This window comes from Burkholderia sp. GW821-FHT14F03 (assembly GCF_058803765.1).
The window spans coordinates 64,062-86,029 of record NZ_JBXAPG010000036.1; the positions used below are offsets into that span (position 1 = coordinate 64,062).

The window sequence follows — 21,968 nt, forward strand, 5'->3', positions numbered from 1 at the left end:
CGCCGAAAAGCACCGGGCCCGGCCCGTGAACCGGCCGGCCCCGCGCGGTCACGCGCGCGACCGGGACGATTCCAAAGGAACTCGCTCCATTATAGACGCGGCCTTCCGCCCGCCCTTCGAAACAAACCCGCACGCGGCCGGCGCGCGGGCCGGCTCAGTCGGCCGAGGACAACTTGAGGCCGATCAGGCCGACGAGGATCAGGAGCGCGCTCGCGACCCGCGCGACGCTCACCGCCTCGCCCATCATGACGATCCCGAAGATGAACGCGCCCACGGCGCCGATGCCGGTCCATACCGCATACGCGGTGCCGAGCGGCAGTTCGCGCATCGCGATCGCGAGCAGGATGAAACTGCCGAGCGCGGTGACGATCGTGAAGATGGACGGACCGAGACGGGTGAAACCCGCGGAGGATTTCATGCCGGCCGCCCAGGCGACTTCGAGCAAACCGGCCACAAACAGCAAGACCCAGGACATGAGGGGACTCGATTGATCAAATGGGGTCGTCCCCGTGACGCGAAAGGCCCGGGGTCGTCCCCGGGCGGCGTCCAGTATAACAATAGGCTTACAGACGTGCAGGCAGGCGCGCCCCTACTTCGGCGCATGCGGCGCGGCGGCGGCGCGCTCCGCGATCGGCAGGCCCTGAGCGTCGACCTGCACGCAGCGATCGTCGCGATACAGCGCCCATTCCTCGCAGGTGCGGCCGTCCTTGAACACGCACATGCCGTACTGGCCGCGCGGACTGTCGTGGATCACCAGCTTGCCGCCGAGCTTCTCGCAATTGACCGAGGCCGGATTCGCCATGCCGATCTTCTGCGGCGCGGCCGGCAGCGGCTGCGCGATCACGCCCGCCGCGACCAGCCCAAGCGCTCCGCCGATTCCCATCCGTATCAACGCCCTCATGAGCCGCTCCTTGTTCTGGTTGTCGAGCGGTCAGCATAAAGGCAATTCCGCGAACTGTCTCCGCGGCCCCGGCCGGCGGTGCGCAATTGCAACGGCGGCCGTGCGCGGGGGCGGGCGGCCGCGCAGGCAAGCCCTCGATCGCGTCGAGGCACTCGGTTCGACCTTCTCGCTCCCGCATGCTCCGAGCGGATATCGCATCTCGACCGCCGCCACGCCCCGCTTGCAAGCGGAGGCACGCCCTTTCGGCCAACCCGACTCGCAGCGCATCGCCGCGGATCCGTCGGACGCGATCCACGCCGCACTCAATCCCGTTAATAAAAAAACTGAAAAGCTAATTCGTTAGAATTCCGGCCGGATACCCGCTGCCCGATGCCGGACGACCTGCGCCGCGGGCCGCTCGCCATGCCCGACCCCGGAGAGAAAACCCGTGTTGACGATCAACGCCGAATGGCGCGACTGGCTGACGACCAACGTCGCGCGCGGCTGCTCCGCCCAATCCATCCTCGAAGCGATGATCCGGAATGGCTTCGCGCCCAACGACGCACGCGCCCTCGTCGAACCGCTGTTCGCGCCGGCTGCGCCTGCCGCACCCACTACGCCGGCGGTGCCTGACGCGCCTGGCGCATCCGCTGACGCGCCGCCCCCCGCCGCCCCGACGCTCAACGCCGCGTGGCGCGATTGGCTCACGACCAACGTCGCGCGCGGCTGCGCCGCACAGTCGATGATCGATGCGATGGTCCAGACCGGCTTCTCGCCCGACGACGCGCGCACCGTTGTCGAGCCGCTATTCGCGCCGGCCGCGACAGCCGACGCCCCGCCGGCCGACCTTCCGCCCGCGGCCCCATCCGCCGACGCCCCGCCGGCCGACCCTCCGCCCGCGGCCCCGTCCGTCGCCGCCGCGCCGGCCGACCCTCCGCCCACGGCCCCGTCCGCCGACGCCCCGCCGGCCGATCGTCCGACCGTCCCCGCGCTCGACGCCGCGGCCACCCCGCCCCAAGGCGGCTACGTATACGACCCCACCCCGCTCGCCGCGCACAACGTGATCCGCGCGCACGATCGCGACGTGCGCGTGCTGAGCCGCTGCGAACGTCCGCAGGTCGTCGTGTTCGGCGACGTGCTGTCGGCCCGGGAATGCGAGGAGCTGATCGCCCGCGCGCGCGACCGGCTCACGCGTTCGCAGGTCGTCATGCACGACAGCCAGGAATCGACGCTGTCCGACTATCGGACCAGCGAAGGCACCTGGTTCGCGCGCGGCGCGGATCCGTTCATCGAACGCCTCGAACGGCGTCTCGCGGCGCTGATGAACTGGCCGGTCGAGAACGGCGAGGGGCTGCAGGTGCTGCGCTACGGCGTCGGCGCCGAATACCGGCCGCATCACGACTACTTCGCGCCCGACAAGCCCAGCAGCGCGCTGCACACGACGTCGGGCGGGCAGCGCGTCGCCACCCTCGTGATCTACCTGAACGACGTGCCCGCAGGCGGCGAGACGATCTTCCCCGACGCGCACCTGTCGGTCGCGCCGCAACGCGGCGCGGCCGTCTATTTCCGCTACGCCAACGCGCGTGGCCAACTCGACCCGCTCTCGCTGCACGGCGGCAGCCCGGTGCGCGAGGGCGAGAAGTGGGTGATGACCAAGTGGGTGCGCGAGCGCGCGTACGGCGGCTGACGCCGCCCCGGCGTCACAGCGCCCCGACCAGCCGGTAGCCGACGCCCGTCTCGGTGACGATGTGCTCGGGCTGCGCCGGATCGTTCTCGAGCTTCTGGCGCAGATGCGCCATGTAGATCCGCAGGTAGTGATGGCTCTCGACGTGCGACGGCCCCCACACGTCGCGCAGCAGCTGCCGGTGCGTGAGCACCCGCCCCGCATGCCGCACGAGCGTCGCGAGCAGCCGGTATTCGAGCGGCGTCAGGTGGACCGTCTCGCCGGCGCGCCACACCTGGCGCAGCGCGAGATCCACGGTCACCGCGCCGAAGCTCACCTTCGGCGACTCGTTCGCGCCGCCCTGGTTGCGTCGCCGCAGGTGCGCCCGGATCCGCGCGAGCAGCTCCGACACGCCGAACGGCTTGGTCAGATAATCGTCGGCGCCCGCGTCGAGCGCGGCGACTTTCTCCTCTTCGTGGGTGCGCGCGGACAGCACGATCACCGGCAGGTCCGACCAGCCGCGCAGTTCGCGGATCACGTCGAGGCCATCGGTGTCGGGCAGCCCGAGATCGACGATCGCGAGATCCGGCTTGCGGGTCGCCGCCTCGATCAGGCCTTGCTTGCCGGTCTCGGCATCGAACACGGCGATGCCCTCTTCCTCGAGCGCGGCGCGCACGAAGCGGCGGATCTGTTTTTCGTCTTCGATCAGGACGACGGTCAGCGTGGGTTCACTCATGGTCATGCGGGTCTGCGTGGTGGGCCGAGGCGGGCGGGTCGAGCCGGCGCGCCGGGGCGGAATCGGGGTCGTCGTCCGCCGCGTCCGGCTCGGGCGGCGGCGTGTCGACGGGCAAGGTGAACCAGAAGCGCGCGCCGACGACCCGGCCGTCCGGCGCGATGCGGTTGAGCGCGCCGATCCGGCCGCCGTGCGCGTCGACGATGGCGCGGCAGATCGCGAGCCCGAGCCCGATGCCGGGCGTCGCCGACTCCTTCTCGCCGCGCGTGAACTTCTCGAAGATGCGCGTTTCCATGCCCGCCGGCAAGCCCGGCCCGCGATCGTCGACATGCACGCGCACGAACGGCTGGCCGTCCTCGGTGAGGCGTTCGGCGCCGATCTCGAGCGGCGAATCGAGCGGCGTGTATTTCGCCGCATTCTCGAACAGATTCGCGAACAGGCGCTCCATCAGCACCGCGTCCATCTGCAGGAGCGGCAGGTCGGCCGGCAGCCGCACCTGCGCGGGATGGCGCGCGAGCACGCGCTTGCACGCGGCCAGCGCCGCGCCGATCGTCTCCTCGAGCAGCGACCACTGGCGCTTGAGCTGCAGGCTGCCGGCCTGGAGCCGCGCCATGTCGAGCAGGTTGGTGACGATGCCCGTCATGCGCAGCGCCTCGTCGTGGATCGACTCGACCAGTTCGTCCTCGCGCCCCACGGCCGCGCCGCTGTCGCGCACGGCCGCGCGCGCGTTCGCGAGCATCGACGACAGGCCCACGATCGCCGTGAGCGGCGTGCGCAGATCGTGCGAGATCGCCGACAGCAGCGAGTTGCGCAGCCGTTCCGACTCCATGCTGACGAGCGCGTCGCGCGCGATGTCGACGTAGTGCACGCGTTCGAGCGCGAGCGCGATCTGCGCGGCGAACGCATCGAGCATGCGCTCCTGCTCCGGCACCCCCAGCTCGCCCGCCTCCCGGGTCACCACCGCGAGCACGCCGCGGGTGCGCATCGGCGCCTTCAGCGGCAGGTACAGCGCGGCCGCCGCGGGCAGCGTGTCGGTGCCGCGCCCCGCCGGCTTCTGCTGGTCGTACACCCACTGGCCGACGTCGATGTCGAGCGACGCGCCCGTCAACGTCACCATCTCGTCGGGCTCCTCGATCTTCTGCTGAACCTGGTCCGCGCTGTCCGGCAGCAGCATCGCGACGCGCGCGCGGAACACTTCCGCCACGTGACGGCTGCCGATTCCGACGATCTGCTCGGTGGTCAGCGCGGCCGCCAGCTCGCGCGCCATCGCGTACATCGCGCCCGTGCGCCGCTCGCGGCGCTGCGCGACGGCCGCCTCGCGGGTCAGGCTCGACGTCAGGTGGCTGATCACGAGCGAGGTCAGCAGCATGCCGAGGAAGGTCAGCACGTACTGGGTGTCCGACACCGTGAACGACATGCGCGGCGGCACGAAGAAGAAATCGAACGCGGCCACCGCCAGGAACGACAGCAGCACGCCCGGCCCGCGCCCGAGCCGCACCGCCGCGAACACGACGCCGAGCAGGTACAGCATCACCAGGTTGGTCAGGTCGAGGCGCTCGTGCAGCAGGCTCGCGACGACCGTGATCGCCGCACAGATCGCGGCCGCGTAGCCATAGTGGCGCGGCGGCGAGCGGTGGCCGGCGAGGCTCGCGAACGCGTCGCGCCAGCCGCCCGGATGCGCGTCGGCGGCGGCCGCGCGCGGATCGTCGACCGCCGACGCGCGGATCAGCATCAGATCGAGATCGCCCGCGCGCTCCGCGAGCCGTTCGCCGAACGGCCGCACGATCCGGCGCGCGAAGCCGGTCTTCGGCGAGCCGCCCGCCACCACCTTCGAGACGTTGCGGACCTGCGCGTAGCTGACCAGCATCGCCACCGCGTCGGCGCCCGCGAGCGTCGCCGTCTCGGCGCCCAGCTCGCTCGCGAGCCGCAGCGCATCGAGGGTGCGCTGCCGCTTCGCGTCGGGCAGCCGCTGCAGGCGCGGCGTCTCGACGTACACCGCGATCCAGTCCGCCTTCAGGCTCGCCGCGAGCCGCGCGGCCGCGCGCACCAGGGTCGGCGCCTCGGGACCGGGGCCGACGCACACGAGGAGCCGCTCGCGCGCCTGCCAGATGCGCTGGATCGAGCGGTCCGCGCGGTATTCGCGCATCTGCGCGTCGACCCGGTCGGCGGTGCGCCGCAGCGCCAGCTCGCGCAGCGCGATCAGGTTGCCCTTGCGGAAGAAGTTGCGCACCGCCCGCTCGGCCTGCTGCGCCATGTAGACCTTGCCGTCGCGCATCCGCGCGAGCAGCTCCTCGGCGGGCAGGTCGACCAGCGTCACCTCGTCGGCCGCGTCGAACACCCGGTCCGGAACCGTTTCCCAGACGCGGATCCCGGTGATCGCGCCGACCACGTCGTTGAGGCTCTCCAGATGCTGAACATTGACCGTCGTGTAGACGTCGATGCCCGCGTCGAGCAGTTCGTAGACATCCTGCCAGCGCTTGAGGTGACGGGCGCCCGGCACGTTCGAATGCGCGAGTTCGTCGACGAGGATCAGCTGCGGCTTGCGCGCGAGCGCGGCGTCGAGGTCGAACTCGCCGAGCGTGCGGCCACGATAGTCGATCTGGACGAGCGGCAGCACCTCGAGCCCGGCGAGCAGCGCGGCGGTCTCGCCGCGGCCGTGGGTCTCGACGATGCCGACCAGCACGTCGACGCCCTCGCCGAGCCGCGCGCGCGCGGCCTGCAGCATCGCGTAGGTCTTGCCGACGCCCGCGGACGCGCCGAAGAAGATCTTCAGCGTACCGCGCTGTTGTCGTTCCGCGTCGCGCTGCAGCTTGTCGAGAAGTTGGTCGGGATCGGGGCGGTTCATGCGAATGCGGGGTCTCCGGGCACGCGATGGAACGAATTGTCGTTCGAAATCGCCAAAAAGGGAAAGGCGGCGCCGGATCGGCGCCGCCTGCATCAGGACGGTCGGTCGGCGCGCCGCCGCGCGGCGAGCCGCCTCAGTGCGCGGCCTGCGCGGCGTCCAGCGCGAGGTTCAGCTTCAGCACGTTCACGCGCGCCTCGCCGAGCACGCCGAACTGGCGGCCGCTGGTGTTCGCCGCGACGAGCTGCCGCACGGCGTCGGCCGGCAGCTTGCGCGCGTGGGCCACCCGCTCGACCTGGTAGTCGGCCGCGGCCGGGCTGATTTCCGGATCGAGGCCGCTGCCGGAGGCGGTCACGAGGTCGACCGGAACCGGTTTCGAGAGGTCGGTGCCAGCCGCCTTCAGCGCGTCGAGCCGGCCCTTGACCTGATCGGACAGCGACGGATTCAGCGGCCCGAGGTTCGAGCCGCCGGAACCGGTCGCGTTGTACGGCATCGGCGTGGTCGCCGACAGGCGGCCCCAGAAGTACCGCGGCGCATCGAACTGCTGGCCGATCAGCGCGGAGCCGACCACCTTGCCGTTCTGTTCGATCAGGCTGCCGTTCGCCTGCGCGGGAAACACGGCCTGCCCGAACACGGTCATCACGGCCGGATAGGCGAGGCCCGTGATGGCGACCAGCACGACGAACACGACGATGAGCGGACGAAAAAGCGATTTCATGACGGTATTCCTTTAAACCCAGCCGAAAGCGGCGAGCACGATGTCGATCAGCTTGATGCCGACGAACGGCACCAGGATCCCGCCGAGCCCGTAGACCAGCAGATTGCGGCGCAGCAGCGACGCGGCGCCGAGCGCGCGATAGCGCACGCCCTTGAGCGCGAGCGGAATCAGCAGCACGATGATCAGCGCGTTGAAGATCACCGCCGACATGATCGCGGACGACGGCGTCGCCAGATGCATCACGTTGAGCGCGTTCAGCTGCGGATAGGTCGTCGCGAACGCGGCCGGAATGATCGCGAAATACTTCGCGACGTCGTTCGCGATCGAGAACGTGGTCAGCGAGCCGCGCGTCATCAGCATCTGCTTGCCGATCTCGACGATCTCGATCAGCTTGGTCGGGTTCGAGTCGAGATCGACCATGTTGCCCGCCTCCTTCGCCGCCTGCGTGCCGGTGTTCATCGCCACCGCGACGTCCGCCTGCGCGAGCGCCGGCGCGTCGTTGGTGCCGTCGCCCGTCATCGCGACGAGCCGCCCCGCCGCCTGATGCTCGCGGATCGTCGCGAGCTTGGTCTCCGGCGTGGCCTCGGCCAGGAAGTCGTCGACCCCGGCCTCGGCGGCGATCGCGGCGGCGGTCAGGCGGTTGTCGCCCGTCACCATCACGGTCTTGATGCCCATCTTGCGCAGCTCGGCGAAACGTTCCTTGATGCCGCCCTTCACGATGTCCTTCAGCTCGATCACGCCGAGCACGCGCGCACCGTGGCCCGCGTCGCCCGTCTGCAGGTCGGCCACCACGAGCGGCGTGCTGCCGCGCCGCGCGACGTCGTCGACCGCGCGCCGCACTTCGTCCGGGAAACGGCCGCCGTGGCTCTCGACGTAGCGCTTGATCGCATCGGCCGCGCCCTTGCGGATCTCGCGGCCGGGTAGATCGACGCCGCTCATGCGGGTCTGCGCGGAGAAGCCGAGGAAGGTCGCGTGCAGCGCGCCCATGTCGCGCTGGCGGATGTTGAAGCGCTCCTTCGCGAGCACCACGATGCTGCGGCCTTCCGGCGTCTCGTCGGCGAGCGACGACAGCTGCGCCGCATCGGCCAGCGCCTCCTCCGTCACCCCCGGCGCCGGCACGAACAGCGAGGCCTGGCGGTTGCCGAGCGTGATCGTGCCGGTCTTGTCGAGCAGCAGCACGTCGACGTCGCCCGCCGCCTCGACCGCGCGGCCCGAGGTGGCGATCACGTTGGCCTGCATCATGCGGCTCATGCCGGCCACGCCGATCGCGGACAGCAACCCGCCGATCGTGGTCGGGATCAGGCACACCAGCAGCGCGACGAGCGCGGTGATGGTCACCACGTGGCCCGCCTTCATCGCCTCGACCGAGAACATCGAAAACGGCAGCAGCGTCGCGGTCGCGAGCAGCATCACGATGGTCAGCGCGACGAGCAGGATGGTCAGCGCGATCTCATTCGGCGTCTTCTGGCGCTTCGCGCCCTCGACCATCGCGATCATGCGGTCGAGGAAGGCCTCGCCCGGGTTCGCCGTGACCTTCACCACGATCCAGTCGGACAGCACGCGCGTGCCGCCCGTGACCGACGAGAAGTCGCCGCCCGACTCGCGGATCACCGGCGCGGATTCGCCGGTGATCGCCGATTCGTCGACCGACGCGACGCCCTCGATCACCTCGCCGTCGGCCGGGATCGTATCGCCGGCCTCGACCAGCACCACGTCGCCCTTGCGCAGGTCGCTCGCGGTGGTGATGCGGATCGGCGATTTCGGATGCGGCTCGTTGAGCTTCTTCGCCATCACATCCTTCTTCGCGCTGCGCAGCGAGGCGGCCTGCGCCTTCGAGCGCCCTTCCGCGAGCGCCTCGGCGAAGTTCGCGAACAGCACGGTGAACCACAGCCACAGCGCGACCGCGAGGATGAAGCCCGCGGGCGCCTCGGCCTGGCCGGCCAGCGCGGCGATCCACAGGATCGTGGTCAGGATGCTGCCGGCGTACACGCAGAACATCACCGGGTTGCGGAACTGCGTGCGCGGCGTGAGTTTCTTGAACGAATCCACGATCGCCGGGCGCACCAGCGCCGGGTCGAACATGGATCGCGTAGCGGAATGTTGATTCATTGCAATCCTCAGATGCCCATTTGCAGAGGGGCTTGTATCGTGGTCTCCGGCCGGCTTACTGGCCGCCGCCGGTGAACAGCATCAGATGCTCGACGCCCGGGCCGAGCGCCAGCGCCGGCACGTAGGTCAGCGCGCCCACCAGCAGCACCGTGCCGAGCAGCAGCACGACGAACAGCGGCCCGTGGGTCGGCATCGTGCCGCCCGTCGCGGCGATCCGCTTCTTCGCGGCAAGCGAGCCGGCGATCGCGAGCACCGGGATGATCGTGCCGAAGCGGCCGAACCACATCGCGATCGCGGTCATCCAGTTGTAGAACGGCGTGCCCACGGTCAGGCCCGCGAACGCGCTGCCGTTGTTGTTCGCGGCCGAGCTGAACGCGTACAGGATCTCCGAGAAGCCGTGCGGGCCGGGGTTCGCGATACCCGCCTTGCCGGCGGCGCTGAGCACCGCGACCGAGGTGCCGACCAGCACGAGCATCGGCGTCAGCAGCACGACGATCGACACCATCTTCATCTCGTAGGACTCGATCTTCTTGCCGACGTACTCGGGTGTGCGGCCGATCATGAGGCCCGCGACGAACACCGCGAGCAGCGCGAACACCAGCATCCCGTAGAGGCCGGACCCGACGCCGCCGAAGATCACCTCGCCCAGCTGCATCAGCAGCATCGGCACGAGCCCGCCGACGGGCGTCAGCGAATCGTGCATCGCGTTCACCGCGCCGCACGACGCGGCCGTGGTCGCGACCACGAAGATCCCCGTCTGCGCGATGCCAAAGCGGGTTTCCTTGCCTTCCATGTTGCCGCCCGCCTGCAGCGCGCTCGCCGACTGGTCGACGTGCAGCGCGCTCAGAACCGGGGTGCCGCCCTGCTCCGCGCTCACCTCGATGCCGATCGCGACCACGAGCGCGACCGTCATCGCCGCGAGCACCGCGATGCCCTGGCGGCGATCGCCGATCATGCGGCCGAACACGATGCACAGCGCGGCCGGGATGATCAGGATCGAGAAGATCTGCAGGAAATTCGAGAACGGCGTCGGGTTTTCATACGGATGCGCCGAGTTGCCGTTGAAGAAGCCGCCGCCGTTGGTGCCGAGCATCTTGATCGCTTCCTGCGAGGCGACCGGCCCCATCGCGAGCGTCTGCGACTTCACCTGGGTCGGCACCGTGACCGGATTGCCCTGCGCGTCCTTGACCGGGTTGCCCTGCGCGTCGAGCTTCGGCGCCGCGTAGGTGGTGGTCTGCAGGGTCGGCACGTCCTGGTAGGACTTCAGGTTCTGGATCACGCCCTGGCTCATCAGCAGCGCGGCGACCACGGCCGCCATCGGCACCAGCACGTACAGCGTGACGCGCGTGACGTCGACCCAGAAGTTGCCGATGGTGCGCGCGGTATGACGCGCGAAACCGCGGATCAGCGCGATCACGACGACGATCCCGGTCGCGGCCGACAGGAAGTTCTGCACCGTGAAACCAAGCATCTGCGTCAGGTAGCTGACCGTCTGCTCGGGCGTGTAGTCCTGCCAGTTGGTGTTGGTGACGAAGCTGATCGCGGTGTTGAACGCACCGTCGACCGTCATCGCGCCGAACTGCTGCGGGTTGCCGGGCAGCCCGCCCTGCACGCGCAGCAGCCCATAGAGGAACAGCACGCCGAGCATGTTGAACGCGATCGTCGCGACCGCGTACTGCTTCCACGTCATCTCCGCCTGCGGATCGACGCCCGCGACCCGATAGAGCGCGCGTTCGAGCGGACCGAACACGCGGTTCACGCGCGACGCGCCTTCCATCACGCGCGTCAGGTAACCGGCCACCGGCACCGCGGCGGCCAGCAGGATCACGACGAACAGCGCCGCCTGGAACAGATTGTTCGCATTCATTCGATGTCCTCCGCGCGCAGCAGCGCATAGACGAGGTATGCGAACAACAGGGCGGTGGACGCCCCGGCCAACCACAGCATCCAGCTCATGAACGCCCCCCGCGACCGTATTGCGCAAGCTTCTCGCAGCCGGCGATCAACGCGAAGATCAGTGCCGCGAACAGCACCAACCCACCTACATACACCGCATCCATTTTTATGTTCTCCGTCTTCGGAATCAGACGGATAGAACGTTATGGGAATGCGTGTAAAGGACGGGTCAAAGGTCTGACGAGGGGTGTAAAAAACACGTAAACGACGCCGCCGGGGCAAGGCCCCGGCGGGTGCGGCCGGCGCGTGGCGGCCGGCCGGAGGGGATCGCTCAGGGAACCAGGATGGTCGAGCCCGTGGTGCGGCGCGCTTCGAGATCCTCGTGCGCGCGCGCGACCTCGGCGAGCGGATAGCGCTGGCGGATGCTGGTCGCGACCTGGCCCGAACCGAGCACGTCGAACAGCTCGGCCGCGTTGCGTTCGAGATCGGCGCGCTTGCCGATGTACGAGAACAGCGTCGGGCGCGTGAAGAACAGCGAGCCGCGCGACGCGAACTCCTTCGAGTCGATCGGCGGCAGCGGGCCGGAGGCGTTGCCGAAGCTCACGAAGTAGCCGAGCGGCGCGAGGCTGTCGAGCGAGCCGACGTAGGTGTCCTTGCCGATCGAGTCGTAGACCACCGGCACGCCCGCGCCGTTCGTCAGCTCGCGCACGCGCTGCGTGAAGTTCTCGCGCGTGTAGACGATCGGATGGTCGCAGCCGTGCGCCTTCGCCAGTTCCGCCTTCTCGTCCGAGCCGACCGTGCCGATCACCGTCGCGCCGAGCGCCTTCGCCCATTGGCAGACGAGCAGCCCGACGCCGCCCGCGGCCGCGTGGATCAGGATCGTGTCGCCCGCCTTCACCGGATAGGTGCGGCGCAGCAGGTAGTGCGCGGTCAGGCCTTGCAGCATCACCGACGCCGCATCGTCGTAGCTGATCGCGTCGGGCAGCTTGACGAGCTTCTCGGCGGGCACCACGCGCTCCTGCGCATACGCGCCGGGCGGCTGGGTCACGTAGGCGACGCGATCGCCCGGGCGCAGCGCGGCGACGCCCGCGCCGACCGCCGTCACTTCGCCCGCCGCCTCCATCCCGAGGCCGCCGGGCAGCGGCTGCGGATAGAGCCCGGTGCGGAAATAGACGTCGATGTAGTTGAGACCGACCGCGTGGTGCTTCACGCGCACCTCGCCGGCCTGCGGCTCGCCGACCTCGACGTCGACCCACTTCATCACGTCCGGACCGCCCGGCTGGTCATAGCGGATTGCTTTCGGCATGCGTCGTACTCCTGGGTTCGATGTTCAGGGGAGATTCGGCCGTCTTGCGACGGGACGCATGATTCTCGCGCGTTGGCGGATTCCTTGCTGACGCCGCCCCGGGACGCCGGCGCTGCGCGCCGTCAAATAAATCGGACGAAAGGATAAAGACAGGTTCGTCGGTGCCGTTATGTCGGGCGTCGGTCAAGCCGCACCGGCGTGCAGATGTGCAGATGTGCAGATGTGCCGTCCAGTCAAACTCCAAATCAAATCAAGGATCCGAGTCATGCGCATTTCCATCGCTGCCCCCTCCTGATGGCCCTTGCCTCCTGCGCCGCGCAAGCCGCGACGTCGGGAACGCCCTCACCCTCCGGGGCTTCGTCACCGACGACATGTGCGGCGACAACACCGGGCAGGCCACCCTGCTGATCCAGACGGTCGACTGAGCCGGCGGCGGCGACGCGCCGCCCGACCAACAGGCGAACGACGACCGCGCGCCGTCGTTCGCCCCGCGCCAGCCGGCGCGCCAGATCGTCGAGCAGCACGCGCGCCGTCGCCACGTTGGTCGCGACCGGCACGTCGTGCACGTCGCACACGCGCACCAGCGCATTGATGTCGGGATCGTGCGGCTGCGCCGTCATGGGGTCGCGCAGGAACACCACCATGTCGACACGCCCCGACGCCAGCTCGGCGCCGATCTGCTGGTCGCCGCCGAGCGGCCCAGACAGCTTGCGCTCGACCTCGAGCGCGTGCGCGGCGGCGATCCGGCCGCCCGTCGTGCCGGTCGCGAGCAGCACGCATCGCGCGAGCGTGTCGCGGTAGGCGCCCGTCAGCGCGACGATCTCATCCTTCTTGGCATCGTGCGCGATCAGCGCAATGCGCGGTGCATTCATGCGGGTCAGTCCTCTCGAAGCGAAAAGCGGGCGGCGGCGCGCGGCGCCGACGCCCGGCGAAACCATGATGCGTCAGGGCTCAGAACGTGCCGGGATACGCGCCGCCGTCGAGCAGCCAGTTCTGCCCGGTGATGTAGCCCGCGTGCGCGCTGCACAGGAACGCGCAGGCCGCGCCGAACTCGTCCGGCTGCCCGAGCCGCCGCGCCGGAATGCCCTGCACGCGCCGCGCGCGCATCGTGTCGAGGTCGACCCCGCTCTCGCGCGCCGACGCCTCGAGCGTGGTCGTGATCCGGTCGGTGTCGAACAGGCCCGGCAGCAGGTTGTTGATCGTCACGTTGTGCTCGGCCACCTTGCGCGAGAGCCCCGCGACGAAGCCCGTCAGCCCCGAACGCGCGCCGTTCGACAGCGCGAGCACGTCGATCGGCGCCTTCACGGCCGAACTCGTGATGTTGACGATCCGGCCGAAGCGCCGCCCGATCATCCCGTCGATCGTCGCGCGGATCAGCTCGATCGGCGTCAGCATGTTCGCGTCGAGCGCGCGGATCCAGTCGTCGCGGGAAAAATGGCGGAAATCGCCCGGCGGCGGCCCGCCCGCGTTGGTCACCAGGATGTCCGGCTGCGGACACGCGGCCAGCGCCTGCGCCCGCCCCTCCGGCGTCGTGATGTCGCAGGCGACGGCCGTCACCGCCGCGCCGGTGCCCGCGCGGATCGCCTCGGCGGCCGCCTCGAGCGTGTCCGGCGTGCGCGCCACGATCACGAGCTTCGCGCCCTCGGCCGCGAGCGCCTGCGCGCAGCCGCGCCCGAGCCCCTTGCTGGCCGCGCACACCAGCGCGGTCCGTCCTGCGATGCCAAGATCCATCTGAGCCCTTCCTTGCCGGTGTCCGGCCGTGTGCGTTAGCGGGAAACGGCCGCGCGGCGGGCGCGCGCCATCGAAACGTCGATAATATCCGGATCGCGCCGCCCATCTTCGGTAAACTTACGGCCGTATCGCGCGCAGCCGCCCTCCGGAGCCGGCCGCCGCCCCCGAATCCTTTTTGCCGCCAGGCGCCCGTCATGAAACAGGACAGCCGTTTCCCCAATCTCTTCATCCTCGACCACCCGCTGATCCAGCACAAGCTCACCCACATGCGCGACAAGGACACGTCGACGCGCACGTTCCGCGAGTTGCTGCGCGAGATCACGCTGCTGATGGGCTACGAGATCACCCGCAACCTGCCGATCACGACCAAGCGGGTCGAAACCCCGCTGGTCGAGATCGACGCGCCCGTGATCGCGGGCAAGAAGCTCGCGATCGTGCCGGTGCTGCGCGCCGGCGTCGGCATGTCGGACGGCCTGCTCGACCTCGTGCCGTCGGCCCGGGTCGGCCACATCGGCGTGTACCGCGCCGACGATCACCGCCCGGTCGAGTACCTGGTGCGCCTGCCGGACCTGGAAGACCGCGTGTTCATCCTGTGCGACCCGATGGTCGCGACCGGCTACTCGGCCGCCTACGCGGTCGACGTGCTCAAGCGCCGCAACGTGCCCGGCGAGCGGATCATGTTCCTCGCGCTGGTCGCCGCGCCCGAGGGCGTGAAGGTGTTCCAGGACGCGCATCCGGACGTGAAGCTGTACGTCGGCTCGCTCGACTCGCACCTCGACGAGCACGCCTACATCGTGCCGGGCCTCGGCGACGCCGGCGACCGCCTGTTCGGCACCAAGAACTGAGCGCCGGGCGGGCCGCCCCGTCCGGGCGCGGCACCGCCGCATGATAAAATCACGCTCCACCCGACACCGGGCGGCCCCGGGCGCACGCCCCTGCCGCGGCCGCGGGACTCAACGACAGATAGCTAAAACGCCTGCGCGGAATGTGCGCGGGCGACGGAGAAAGGTATGGCTGGTCACTCGAAATGGGCCAACATCAAGCATAAGAAAGCGGCTGCCGACGCGAAGCGCGGCAAGGTCTGGACCCGCCTGATCAAGGAAATCCAGGTGGCCGCGCGCCTCGGCGGCGGCGACCCGGGCTCGAATCCGCGCCTGCGTCTCGCGGTCGACAAGGCGGCCGACGCGAACATGCCGAAGGACAACGTCAAGCGCGCGATCGACCGCGGCGTCGGCGGCGCGGATGGCGCGAACTACGAGGAAATCCGCTACGAAGGCTACGGCATCGGCGGCGCCGCGATCATCGTCGACACGCTGACCGACAACCGCGTGCGCACGGTCGCCGAAGTCCGGCACGCGTTCTCGAAGTACGGCGGCAACATGGGCACCGACGGCTCGGTGGCGTTCATGTTCGATCACGTCGGCCAGTTCCTGTTCGCGCCCGGCACCTCGGAAGACGCGCTGATGGAAGCCGCGCTCGAGGCGGGCGCCGACGACGTCAACACGAACGACGACGGCAGCATCGAGGTGCTGTGCGACTGGCAGGCGTTCTCGCAGGTGAAGGACGCGCTCGAGGCGGCCGGCTTCAAGGCCGAACTCGCCGAAGTGACGATGAAGCCGCAGAACGAAGTGGAATTCACCGGCGACGACGCGGTGAAGATGCAGAAGCTCCTCGACGTGCTCGAAGACCTCGACGACGTCCAGGAGGTGTATACGAACGCCGTCATCGCCGGGGAATAAGCATGACGCCGCCGCTCGCGCGCGACGCGGCGGCCGGACCGATTTCGCGGCCGGCGCGTCCGACAGGCGCGCCGGCCGCCCCAATTCTTAGTCTGCGGGGAATCCCATGAAACTACTCGTCGTCGGCTCCGGCGGCCGCGAACATGCGCTGGCCTGGAAGCTCGCGCAGTCGCCGCGCGTCCAGCTCGTCTACGTTGCCCCCGGCAACGGCGGCACCGCGCAGGACGAGCGCCTGAAGAACATCGACCTCACTTCGCTCGAGGACCTCGCCGACTTCGCCGAGGCCGAGCAGGTCGCGTTCACGCTGGTCGGCCCGGAAGCGCCGCTGGCGGCGGGCATCGTCAACCTGTTCCGCGCGCGCGGCCTCAAGGTGTTCGGCCCGACCCGCGAGGCGGCCCAGCTCGAAAGCTCGAAGGATTTCGCGAAAGCGTTCATGAAACGCCACGGGATCCCGACCGCCGATTACGACACCTTCTCCGACGCGGCCGCCGCGCACGCGTACATCGACGCGAAAGGCGCGCCGATCGTGGTGAAGGCCGACGGCCTCGCGGCCGGCAAGGGCGTGGTGGTCGCGCTGACGGCCGACGAGGCGCACGCGGCCGTCGACATGATGCTGTCCGGCAACAAGCTCGGCGATGCCGGCGCGCGCGTCGTGATCGAGGAATTCCTCGACGGCGAGGAAGCGAGCTTCATCGTGATGGTCGACGGCAAGCATGCGCTCGCGCTCGCGTCGAGCCAGGACCACAAGCGCCTGCTTGACGAGGACCGCGGCCCGAACACGGGCGGCATGGGCGCCTACTCGCCCGCGCCGATCGTCACGCCGCAGATGCACGCGCGCGTGATGCGCGAGATCATCATGCCGACCGTGCGCGGCATGGAGAAGGACGGCATCCGCTTCACCGGCTTCCTGTACGCGGGCCTGATGATCGACAAGGACGGCAACCCGCGCACGCTCGAATTCAACTGCCGCATGGGCGATCCCGAAACCCAGCCGATCATGGCGCGCCTGAAGAGCGATTTCTCGAAGGTCGTCGAACAGGCGATCGCGGGCACGCTCGACACCGTCGAGCTCGACTGGGACCGCCGCACCGCGCTCGGCGTCGTGCTCGCCGCGCACGGCTATCCCGACACGCCGCGCAAGGGCGACCGCATCAACGGCATCTCCGAGGAAGCGCCGCACGCGGTCACCTTCCACGCGGGCACCGCCTACGACGGCGACAAGCTCGTCACCTCGGGCGGCCGCGTGCTGTGCGTGGTCGGGCTCGCCGACTCGGTGCGCGGCGCCCAGCAGGCCGCCTACGAAGTGATCAACCAGATCAACTTCGAAGGCATGCAGTATCGTCGCGACATCGGCTACCGCGCGCTGAGCCGCAAGCCGGCCTGACGCGCCGCATCCGTTCCGGCGTCGCCCGCGCGGGCGACGCCCCTGTTCTGCCGGGGTTCGCTAGAATGCCCGGCAGATGCTTTTTGAACGGCGCCCTCGAAAAAAGGGCGCCATCCGTACCCAGATGACCGATTCGACTTACGACGTCCCCCGCGTGCGCGCCTATCTGCAGGGGCTGCAAACCCGCATCGCCGACGCGCTTGGCGCCTTCGACGGCGCACCGCTCGCGACCGATGCGTGGCAGCGCGGCCCCGGCGAGCGCCTGCGCGGCGGCGGCTGCACGCGGATCCTCGAGGACGGCGGCGTCTTCGAGCGCGCGGGCATCGGCTTTTCCGACGTCGCGGGCGACGCGCTGCCGGCCTCCGCGAGCGCCGCGCGGCCGCAGCTCGCCGGGCGCGGCTTCGAGGCGCTCGGGGTGTCGCTGGTGCTGCATCCGCGCAACCCGCACTGCCCGACCGTGCACATGAACGTGCGCATGCTGATCGCGACCAAGGCCGGCGAAGCGCCGATCTTCTGGTTCGGCGGCGGCATGGACCTGACGCCGATCTACGGCTACGAGGAAGACGCGCAGCACTTCCACCGCACCTGCCGCGCGGCGCTCGCCCCGTTCGGCGTCGAGCTGTACCCGCGCTTCAAGACCTGGTGCGACGAGTATTTCTTCCTCAAGCACCGCAACGAGGCGCGCGGAATCGGCGGGATCTTCTTCGACGATTTCGCCGAGCCGGGGTTCGAGCGCGCGTTCGAGCTGATGCAAAGCGTCGGCGACGCGTTCCTGCCGTCCTACCTGCCGATCCTCGAGCGCCGCCGCGACACGCCGTACGGCGAGCGCGAACGCGCGTTCCAGGGCTACCGGCGCGGCCGCTATGTGGAGTTCAACCTCGTGTTCGACCGCGGCACGCTGTTCGGGCTGCAAAGCGGCGGCCGGACCGAATCGATCCTGATGTCGATGCCGCCGACGGCGAACTGGCGCTATGACTGGCAGCCCGAGCCGGGCACGCCGGAGGCGCGCCTCTACAGCGATTTCCTGGTGCCGCGCGACTGGGCGTAAGCCCGTCCGCCCCTTCGAACCCAGCAGAGGACGCGTTCTGGACACTTCCGCCCGCCCCACCCCGCTGCCACGCCGAATCGGCATCCTGGGCGGCACGTTCGATCCGATCCACGACGGTCATCTCGCGCTCGCGCGCCGCTTCGCGGGGCTGCTCGCGCTGACCGAACTGGTGCTGATGCCGGCCGGCCAGCCGTACCAGAAGAGCGGCGTGTCGGCGGCCGATCACCGGCTCGCGATGACCCGCGCCGCCGCCGACTCGCTGGTGCTGCCGGGCGTCGAGGTCAGCGTCGCGACCGACGAGATCGACCACGCCGGCCCGACCTACACGGTCGAGACGCTCGAGCGCTGGCGCGCGCGGATCGGCCCCGACGCGTCGCTCACGCTGCTGATCGGCGCGGACCAGCTCGTGCGGCTCGACACCTGGCGCGACTGGCCGCGCCTGTTCGAGTTCGCGCACATCGGCGCCGCGAGCCGTCCGGGTTTCGACCTGGGCACCGCGTCGCCCGCCGTCGCGCGCGAAATCGCGCGGCGCACGGCCGGCCCGGAGGCGTTGCAGTCCCGCGCCGCCGGCCGCCTGCTGATCGACACGGCGCTCGCGTTCGACGTCGCCGCCACCGACATCCGCGCGCACCTGCGCGAATGCATCGCGCGGCGCGAACGGATGCCGGGCGCCTCGGCCGAACACGTCCCCGCCGCCGTGTGGGCCTATATTCTTCAACACCGTCTTTACCACCCCTGAATTCCATGGATATCCGCAAACTCCAACGCGTCATCGTCGACGCCCTCGAAGACGTCAAGGCGCAAGACATCAAAGTCTTCAACACCAGCCACCTGACCGAGCTGTTCGACCGCGTGATCGTCGCGTCGGGCACCTCGAACCGCCAGACCAAGGCGCTCGCGTCGAACGTGCGCGACGAGGTCAAGAAGGCGGGCGGCGACGTCGTCAGCTCCGAAGGCGAGGAAACCGGCGAATGGGTGCTGGTCGACTGCGGCGACGCGGTCGTGCACATCCTGCAACCGGCGCTGCGCCAGTACTACAACCTCGAGGAGATCTGGGGCGACAAGCCGGTGCGGCTCAAGCTCGGCGGCAACGCGCCCGCGCGCCCGAGCGAGCCGCTCGACGGGGACGACGAGGACGAGGACGCCGCCCCGGCGCCCGCCCGCAAGCAGCCGGCCAACCGCCGCCGTTGAGTCGCGCGCGGTCCGCATGAAACTGCACATCCTCGCGGTCGGCCACAAGATGCCCGGCTGGATCGCGACCGGCTTCGACGAATACGCGAAGCGGATGCCGCCCGAACTGCGCATCGAGTTGCGCGAGATCAAGCCCGAGCTGCGCTCGGGCGGCCGCAGCGCCGAGAGCGTGATGGCCGCCGAGCGGCAGAAGATCGAGGCCGCGCTGCCCAAGCAGGCCCGTCTCGTCGCGCTCGACGAGCGCGGCCGCGACTGGACCACGATGCAGCTCGCGCAGGCGCTGCCCGAGTGGCAGCAGGACGGCCGCGACGTCGCGTTCGTGATCGGCGGCGCCGACGGCCTCGACCCGGCGCTGAAAGCGCGCGCCGACGTGCTGCTGCGCGTGTCGAGCCTCACCCTGCCGCACGGCATGGTGCGCGTGCTGCTCGCCGAACAGCTTTACCGCGCGTGGAGCATCACGCAGAATCACCCCTACCATCGCGCGTGACGCGGCGTCCTCGGACGCGCGCCGCGCGCCAACCGAGAACCCGACCGCCATGCCCGCCGCCCCCGCCTTCCCGTTCATCTATCTCGCCTCGCAAAGCCCGCGCCGCCAGGAGCTGCTGAACCAGCTCGGGGTGCGCTTCGAACTGCTGTTGCCGCACGCCGACGAGGATGCCGAGGCGCTCGAGGCCGAGCTGCCCGGCGAACCGGCGGACCGTTACGTGCAGCGGGTCTGCGTCGCGAAAGCGGAAGCCGCGCGGGCGCGGCGCGGCGCGCGCGGCCTGCCGGCCGCGCCCGTGCTGGTCGCCGACACCACCGTGACGATCGACGGCGCGATCCTCGGCAAGCCCGCCGACGCGGCCGACGCGCTCGCGATGCTGGGCCGCCTCGCCGGCCGCTCGCACGAAGTCCTGACCGCACTCGCGGTGATCGACGCAGCCGGCGCGCTGCTGCCGCCCGCGCTGTCGCGCTCCGTGGTGCGCTTCGCGCCGGCCGCGCCCGACGCGCTGCAGCGCTACGTGGACAGCGGCGAACCGTTCGGCAAGGCGGGCGCGTATGCGATCCAGGGACGCGCCGCCGAATTCGTCGAGCGGATCGACGGATCCCATTCGGGTATCATGGGTCTGCCCCTTTTTGAGACCGCGGCGCTGCTGCGCGCGGCGGACGTCGCCTTCTGAACCCGACCATGAACGAAGAAATCCTGATCAATCTCACGCCCCAGGAAACGCGGGTGGCACTCGTGCAGCAAGGCGCCGTGCAGGAGCTTCACGTCGAGCGCACGTTGTCGCGCGGGCGCGTCGGCAACATCTACCTCGGCAAGGTGGTGCGCGTGCTGCCCGGCATGCAGTCCGCGTTCATCGACATCGGGCTCGAGCGCGCCGCGTTCCTGCACGTGGCCGACATCTGGCAGCCGCGGCTCGCGGGCGACACGCAGTCCACGCCGGCGCACCAGCCGATCGAGAAGACGGTGTTCGAAGGCCAGACGCTGATGGTGCAGGTGATCAAGGATCCGATCGGCACGAAGGGCGCGCGGCTGTCGACGCAGGTGAGCATCGCGGGCCGCACGCTCGTGTACCTGCCGCAGGAGCCGCACATCGGCATCTCGCAGAAGATCGAGAGCGAGGCCGAGCGCGAGGCGGTGCGCGCGCGGCTGACCGCCGTGATTCCGGCCGAGGAGAAAGGCGGCTATATCGTGCGCACGATCGCGGAGGACGCGACGGGCGACGAGCTGGGGGCCGACGTCGCGTACCTGCGCAAGACCTGGGCGACGATCGTCGCCCAGGCGCAGCGGCTGCCGGCGACGAGCCTGCTCTATCAGGATCTCGATCTCGCGCAGCGCGTGCTGCGCGACTTCGCGAACGACGACACGTCGCGGATCCAGGTCGATTCGCGCGAGACCTACCAGCGGCTTGCCGAGTTCGCGGCCGAGTTCACGCCGGCGGTGAGCCCGAAGCTGCACCACTACACCGGCGAGCGGCCGCTGTTCGACCTGTACAACATCGAGTCGGAGATCCTGCGCGCGCTGTCGCGGCGGGTCGATCTGAAGTCGGGCGGCTATTTGATGATCGACCAGACCGAGGCGATGACGACGATCGACGTCAACACGGGCGGCTATGTCGGCGCGCGCAACTTCGACGACACGATCTTCAAGACCAACCTGGAGGCCGCGCATACGATCGCGCGGCAGCTGCGGCTGCGCAACCTGGGCGGGATCATCATCATCGACTTCATCGACATGGAGAACGCCGAGCATCGCGACGCGGTGCTGAGCGAGCTGAAGAAGGCGCTGTCGCGCGACCGCACGCGGGTGACCGTGAACGGGTTCTCGCAGCTCGGGCTCGTGGAGATGACCCGCAAGCGCACCCGCGAATCGCTCGCGCACGTGCTGTGCGAGCCGTGCCCGACCTGCCAGGGCAAGGGGCAGGTGAAGACCTCGCGTACGGTGTGCTACGACGTGCTGCGGGAGATCCTGCGCGAGTCGCGGCAGTTCAATCCGAGGGAATTCCGCGTGATCGCGTCGCAGCAGGTGATCGACCTGTTCCTCGACGAGGAATCGCAGCATCTGGCGATGCTGATCGATTTCATCGGGAAGCCGGTATCGCTGCAGGTGGAATCGAATCTGAGTCAGGAGCAGTATGACATCGTGCTGATGTGAGCGCGGCGCCGACGGACCTGTCCGCATTTTTGTGGGCGAGGCGGTTGAACAACCCGTGATCAGCGGGCTTGCGTAAATCGCTCCCCGAAC

At 69.7% G+C, this 21,968-nt stretch carries 20 protein-coding genes and 1 pseudogene; 10 read left to right on the top strand and 11 right to left on the bottom strand.

What is annotated here, in order from left to right:
* Nucleotides 1-154 precede the first annotated feature (154 nt).
* Nucleotides 155-475: a quaternary ammonium compound efflux SMR transporter SugE gene (sugE, locus tag AC1RQF_RS23275; protein ID WP_274004191.1), complete on the bottom strand. Its 321-nt coding sequence runs from the start codon at nt 473-475 to the stop codon at nt 155-157.
* 114 nt (nt 476-589) lie between these two features.
* On the bottom strand, nt 590-901 hold the full coding sequence (locus AC1RQF_RS23280; protein WP_274004192.1) for a putative hemolysin: 312 nt from the start codon (nt 899-901) through the stop codon (nt 590-592).
* 427 nt (nt 902-1,328) lie between these two features.
* Between AC1RQF_RS23280 and AC1RQF_RS23285 the strand changes: the two genes are divergently transcribed.
* Entirely contained in the window at nt 1,329-2,567 is a 1,239-nt protein-coding gene (locus tag AC1RQF_RS23285; protein ID WP_492873056.1) for a 2OG-Fe(II) oxygenase, read from the top strand.
* Nucleotides 2,568-2,580: 13 nt separating this feature from the next.
* On the opposite strand, the gene kdpE is transcribed toward AC1RQF_RS23285, so the two are convergent.
* From kdpE to AC1RQF_RS23330, 9 genes and pseudogenes are all read right to left on the bottom strand, one after another.
* Nucleotides 2,581-3,279, bottom strand: coding sequence for a two-component system response regulator KdpE (gene kdpE, locus AC1RQF_RS23290; RefSeq protein ID WP_252983457.1), 699 nt, complete (start codon nt 3,277-3,279; stop codon nt 2,581-2,583).
* Entirely contained in the window at nt 3,272-6,121 is a 2,850-nt protein-coding gene (locus AC1RQF_RS23295; protein ID WP_274004193.1) for a DUF4118 domain-containing protein, read from the bottom strand. Before AC1RQF_RS23295 ends, kdpE begins: the two co-directional genes overlap by 8 nt.
* A gap of 133 nt (nt 6,122-6,254) precedes the next feature.
* Nucleotides 6,255-6,836: a potassium-transporting ATPase subunit KdpC gene (kdpC, locus tag AC1RQF_RS23300; RefSeq protein ID WP_274004194.1), complete on the bottom strand. Its 582-nt coding sequence runs from the start codon at nt 6,834-6,836 to the stop codon at nt 6,255-6,257.
* 12 nt (nt 6,837-6,848) lie between these two features.
* Complete coding sequence (gene kdpB / locus AC1RQF_RS23305; protein ID WP_274004195.1) at nt 6,849-8,945, bottom strand: potassium-transporting ATPase subunit KdpB; 2,097 nt, start codon at nt 8,943-8,945, stop codon at nt 6,849-6,851.
* A 55-nt stretch (nt 8,946-9,000) separates the two neighbouring features.
* Nucleotides 9,001-10,812, bottom strand: coding sequence for a potassium-transporting ATPase subunit KdpA (kdpA, locus tag AC1RQF_RS23310; protein WP_492873057.1), 1,812 nt, complete (start codon nt 10,810-10,812; stop codon nt 9,001-9,003).
* A complete protein-coding gene (kdpF, locus tag AC1RQF_RS23315) occupies nt 10,809-10,901 on the bottom strand; it encodes a K(+)-transporting ATPase subunit F (RefSeq protein WP_252983462.1) in 93 nt (30 codons plus the stop codon). Before kdpF ends, kdpA begins: the two co-directional genes overlap by 4 nt.
* A 271-nt stretch (nt 10,902-11,172) precedes the next feature.
* Nucleotides 11,173-12,147: a quinone oxidoreductase family protein gene (locus tag AC1RQF_RS23320; protein WP_274004199.1), complete on the bottom strand. Its 975-nt coding sequence runs from the start codon at nt 12,145-12,147 to the stop codon at nt 11,173-11,175.
* Between the two features lie 494 nt (nt 12,148-12,641).
* Nucleotides 12,642-13,019 (bottom strand): annotated as a pseudogene (locus tag AC1RQF_RS23325) (methylglyoxal synthase); the annotation flags it as partial.
* A gap of 79 nt (nt 13,020-13,098) precedes the next feature.
* A complete protein-coding gene (locus tag AC1RQF_RS23330) occupies nt 13,099-13,878 on the bottom strand; it encodes an SDR family oxidoreductase (RefSeq protein WP_274004201.1) in 780 nt (259 codons plus the stop codon).
* Between the two features lie 194 nt (nt 13,879-14,072).
* Here AC1RQF_RS23330 and upp point away from each other — a divergent pair, with 194 nt between their 5' ends.
* From upp to rng, 9 genes are all read left to right on the top strand, one after another.
* Nucleotides 14,073-14,723, top strand: a complete 651-nt coding sequence (gene upp, locus AC1RQF_RS23335) for a uracil phosphoribosyltransferase (RefSeq protein ID WP_274004203.1) — start codon at nt 14,073-14,075, stop codon at nt 14,721-14,723.
* Nucleotides 14,724-14,888: 165 nt separating this feature from the next.
* A complete protein-coding gene (locus AC1RQF_RS23340) occupies nt 14,889-15,617 on the top strand; it encodes a YebC/PmpR family DNA-binding transcriptional regulator (RefSeq protein ID WP_274004205.1) in 729 nt (242 codons plus the stop codon).
* Nucleotides 15,618-15,723: 106 nt separating this feature from the next.
* A complete protein-coding gene (gene purD / locus AC1RQF_RS23345) occupies nt 15,724-17,001 on the top strand; it encodes a phosphoribosylamine--glycine ligase (RefSeq protein WP_492873058.1) in 1,278 nt (425 codons plus the stop codon).
* 124 nt (nt 17,002-17,125) lie between these two features.
* Entirely contained in the window at nt 17,126-18,049 is a 924-nt protein-coding gene (gene hemF, locus AC1RQF_RS23350; RefSeq protein ID WP_274004209.1) for an oxygen-dependent coproporphyrinogen oxidase, read from the top strand.
* Nucleotides 18,050-18,086: 37 nt separating this feature from the next.
* Nucleotides 18,087-18,788 (top strand): nicotinate-nucleotide adenylyltransferase, encoded by a 702-nt coding sequence (locus tag AC1RQF_RS23355; RefSeq protein ID WP_274004341.1) that lies wholly within the window; start codon nt 18,087-18,089, stop codon nt 18,786-18,788.
* A gap of 5 nt (nt 18,789-18,793) precedes the next feature.
* A complete protein-coding gene (gene rsfS, locus AC1RQF_RS23360; RefSeq protein ID WP_274004210.1) occupies nt 18,794-19,240 on the top strand; it encodes a ribosome silencing factor in 447 nt (148 codons plus the stop codon).
* A 16-nt stretch (nt 19,241-19,256) separates the two neighbouring features.
* Nucleotides 19,257-19,727, top strand: coding sequence for a 23S rRNA (pseudouridine(1915)-N(3))-methyltransferase RlmH (gene rlmH, locus AC1RQF_RS23365; protein WP_274004212.1), 471 nt, complete (start codon nt 19,257-19,259; stop codon nt 19,725-19,727).
* Between the two features lie 49 nt (nt 19,728-19,776).
* A complete protein-coding gene (locus tag AC1RQF_RS23370; protein WP_274004214.1) occupies nt 19,777-20,400 on the top strand; it encodes a Maf family protein in 624 nt (207 codons plus the stop codon).
* Nucleotides 20,401-20,408: 8 nt separating this feature from the next.
* Nucleotides 20,409-21,878: a ribonuclease G gene (gene rng, locus AC1RQF_RS23375; RefSeq protein ID WP_492873059.1), complete on the top strand. Its 1,470-nt coding sequence runs from the start codon at nt 20,409-20,411 to the stop codon at nt 21,876-21,878.
* The last annotated feature ends 90 nt before the right edge of the window (nt 21,879-21,968 follow it).

Excerpts from the sequence above, each read along its gene's own strand:
- rng (WP_492873059.1), top strand. The coding sequence starts at position 20,409 with ATGAACGAAGAAATCCTGATCAATCTCACGCCCCAGGAAACGCGGGTG.
- AC1RQF_RS23370 (WP_274004214.1), top strand. The coding sequence starts at position 19,777 with ATGCCCGCCGCCCCCGCCTTCCCGTTCATCTATCTCGCCTCGCAAAGC.
- sugE (WP_274004191.1), bottom strand. The coding sequence starts at position 475 with ATGTCCTGGGTCTTGCTGTTTGTGGCCGGTTTGCTCGAAGTCGCCTGG.
- kdpB (WP_274004195.1), bottom strand. The coding sequence starts at position 8,945 with ATGAATCAACATTCCGCTACGCGATCCATGTTCGACCCGGCGCTGGTG.
- AC1RQF_RS23295 (WP_274004193.1), bottom strand. The coding sequence starts at position 6,121 with ATGAACCGCCCCGATCCCGACCAACTTCTCGACAAGCTGCAGCGCGAC.
- AC1RQF_RS23280 (WP_274004192.1), bottom strand. The coding sequence starts at position 901 with ATGAGGGCGTTGATACGGATGGGAATCGGCGGAGCGCTTGGGCTGGTC.
- rlmH (WP_274004212.1), top strand. The coding sequence starts at position 19,257 with ATGAAACTGCACATCCTCGCGGTCGGCCACAAGATGCCCGGCTGGATC.
- AC1RQF_RS23340 (WP_274004205.1), top strand. The coding sequence starts at position 14,889 with ATGGCTGGTCACTCGAAATGGGCCAACATCAAGCATAAGAAAGCGGCT.
- AC1RQF_RS23330 (WP_274004201.1), bottom strand. The coding sequence starts at position 13,878 with ATGGATCTTGGCATCGCAGGACGGACCGCGCTGGTGTGCGCGGCCAGC.
- kdpE (WP_252983457.1), bottom strand. The coding sequence starts at position 3,279 with ATGAGTGAACCCACGCTGACCGTCGTCCTGATCGAAGACGAAAAACAG.
- upp (WP_274004203.1), top strand. The coding sequence starts at position 14,073 with ATGAAACAGGACAGCCGTTTCCCCAATCTCTTCATCCTCGACCACCCG.
- kdpF (WP_252983462.1), bottom strand. The coding sequence starts at position 10,901 with ATGAGCTGGATGCTGTGGTTGGCCGGGGCGTCCACCGCCCTGTTGTTC.
- hemF (WP_274004209.1), top strand. The coding sequence starts at position 17,126 with ATGACCGATTCGACTTACGACGTCCCCCGCGTGCGCGCCTATCTGCAG.
- kdpA (WP_492873057.1), bottom strand. The coding sequence starts at position 10,812 with ATGAATGCGAACAATCTGTTCCAGGCGGCGCTGTTCGTCGTGATCCTG.
- purD (WP_492873058.1), top strand. The coding sequence starts at position 15,724 with ATGAAACTACTCGTCGTCGGCTCCGGCGGCCGCGAACATGCGCTGGCC.
- rsfS (WP_274004210.1), top strand. The coding sequence starts at position 18,794 with ATGGATATCCGCAAACTCCAACGCGTCATCGTCGACGCCCTCGAAGAC.
- kdpC (WP_274004194.1), bottom strand. The coding sequence starts at position 6,836 with ATGAAATCGCTTTTTCGTCCGCTCATCGTCGTGTTCGTCGTGCTGGTC.
- AC1RQF_RS23320 (WP_274004199.1), bottom strand. The coding sequence starts at position 12,147 with ATGCCGAAAGCAATCCGCTATGACCAGCCGGGCGGTCCGGACGTGATG.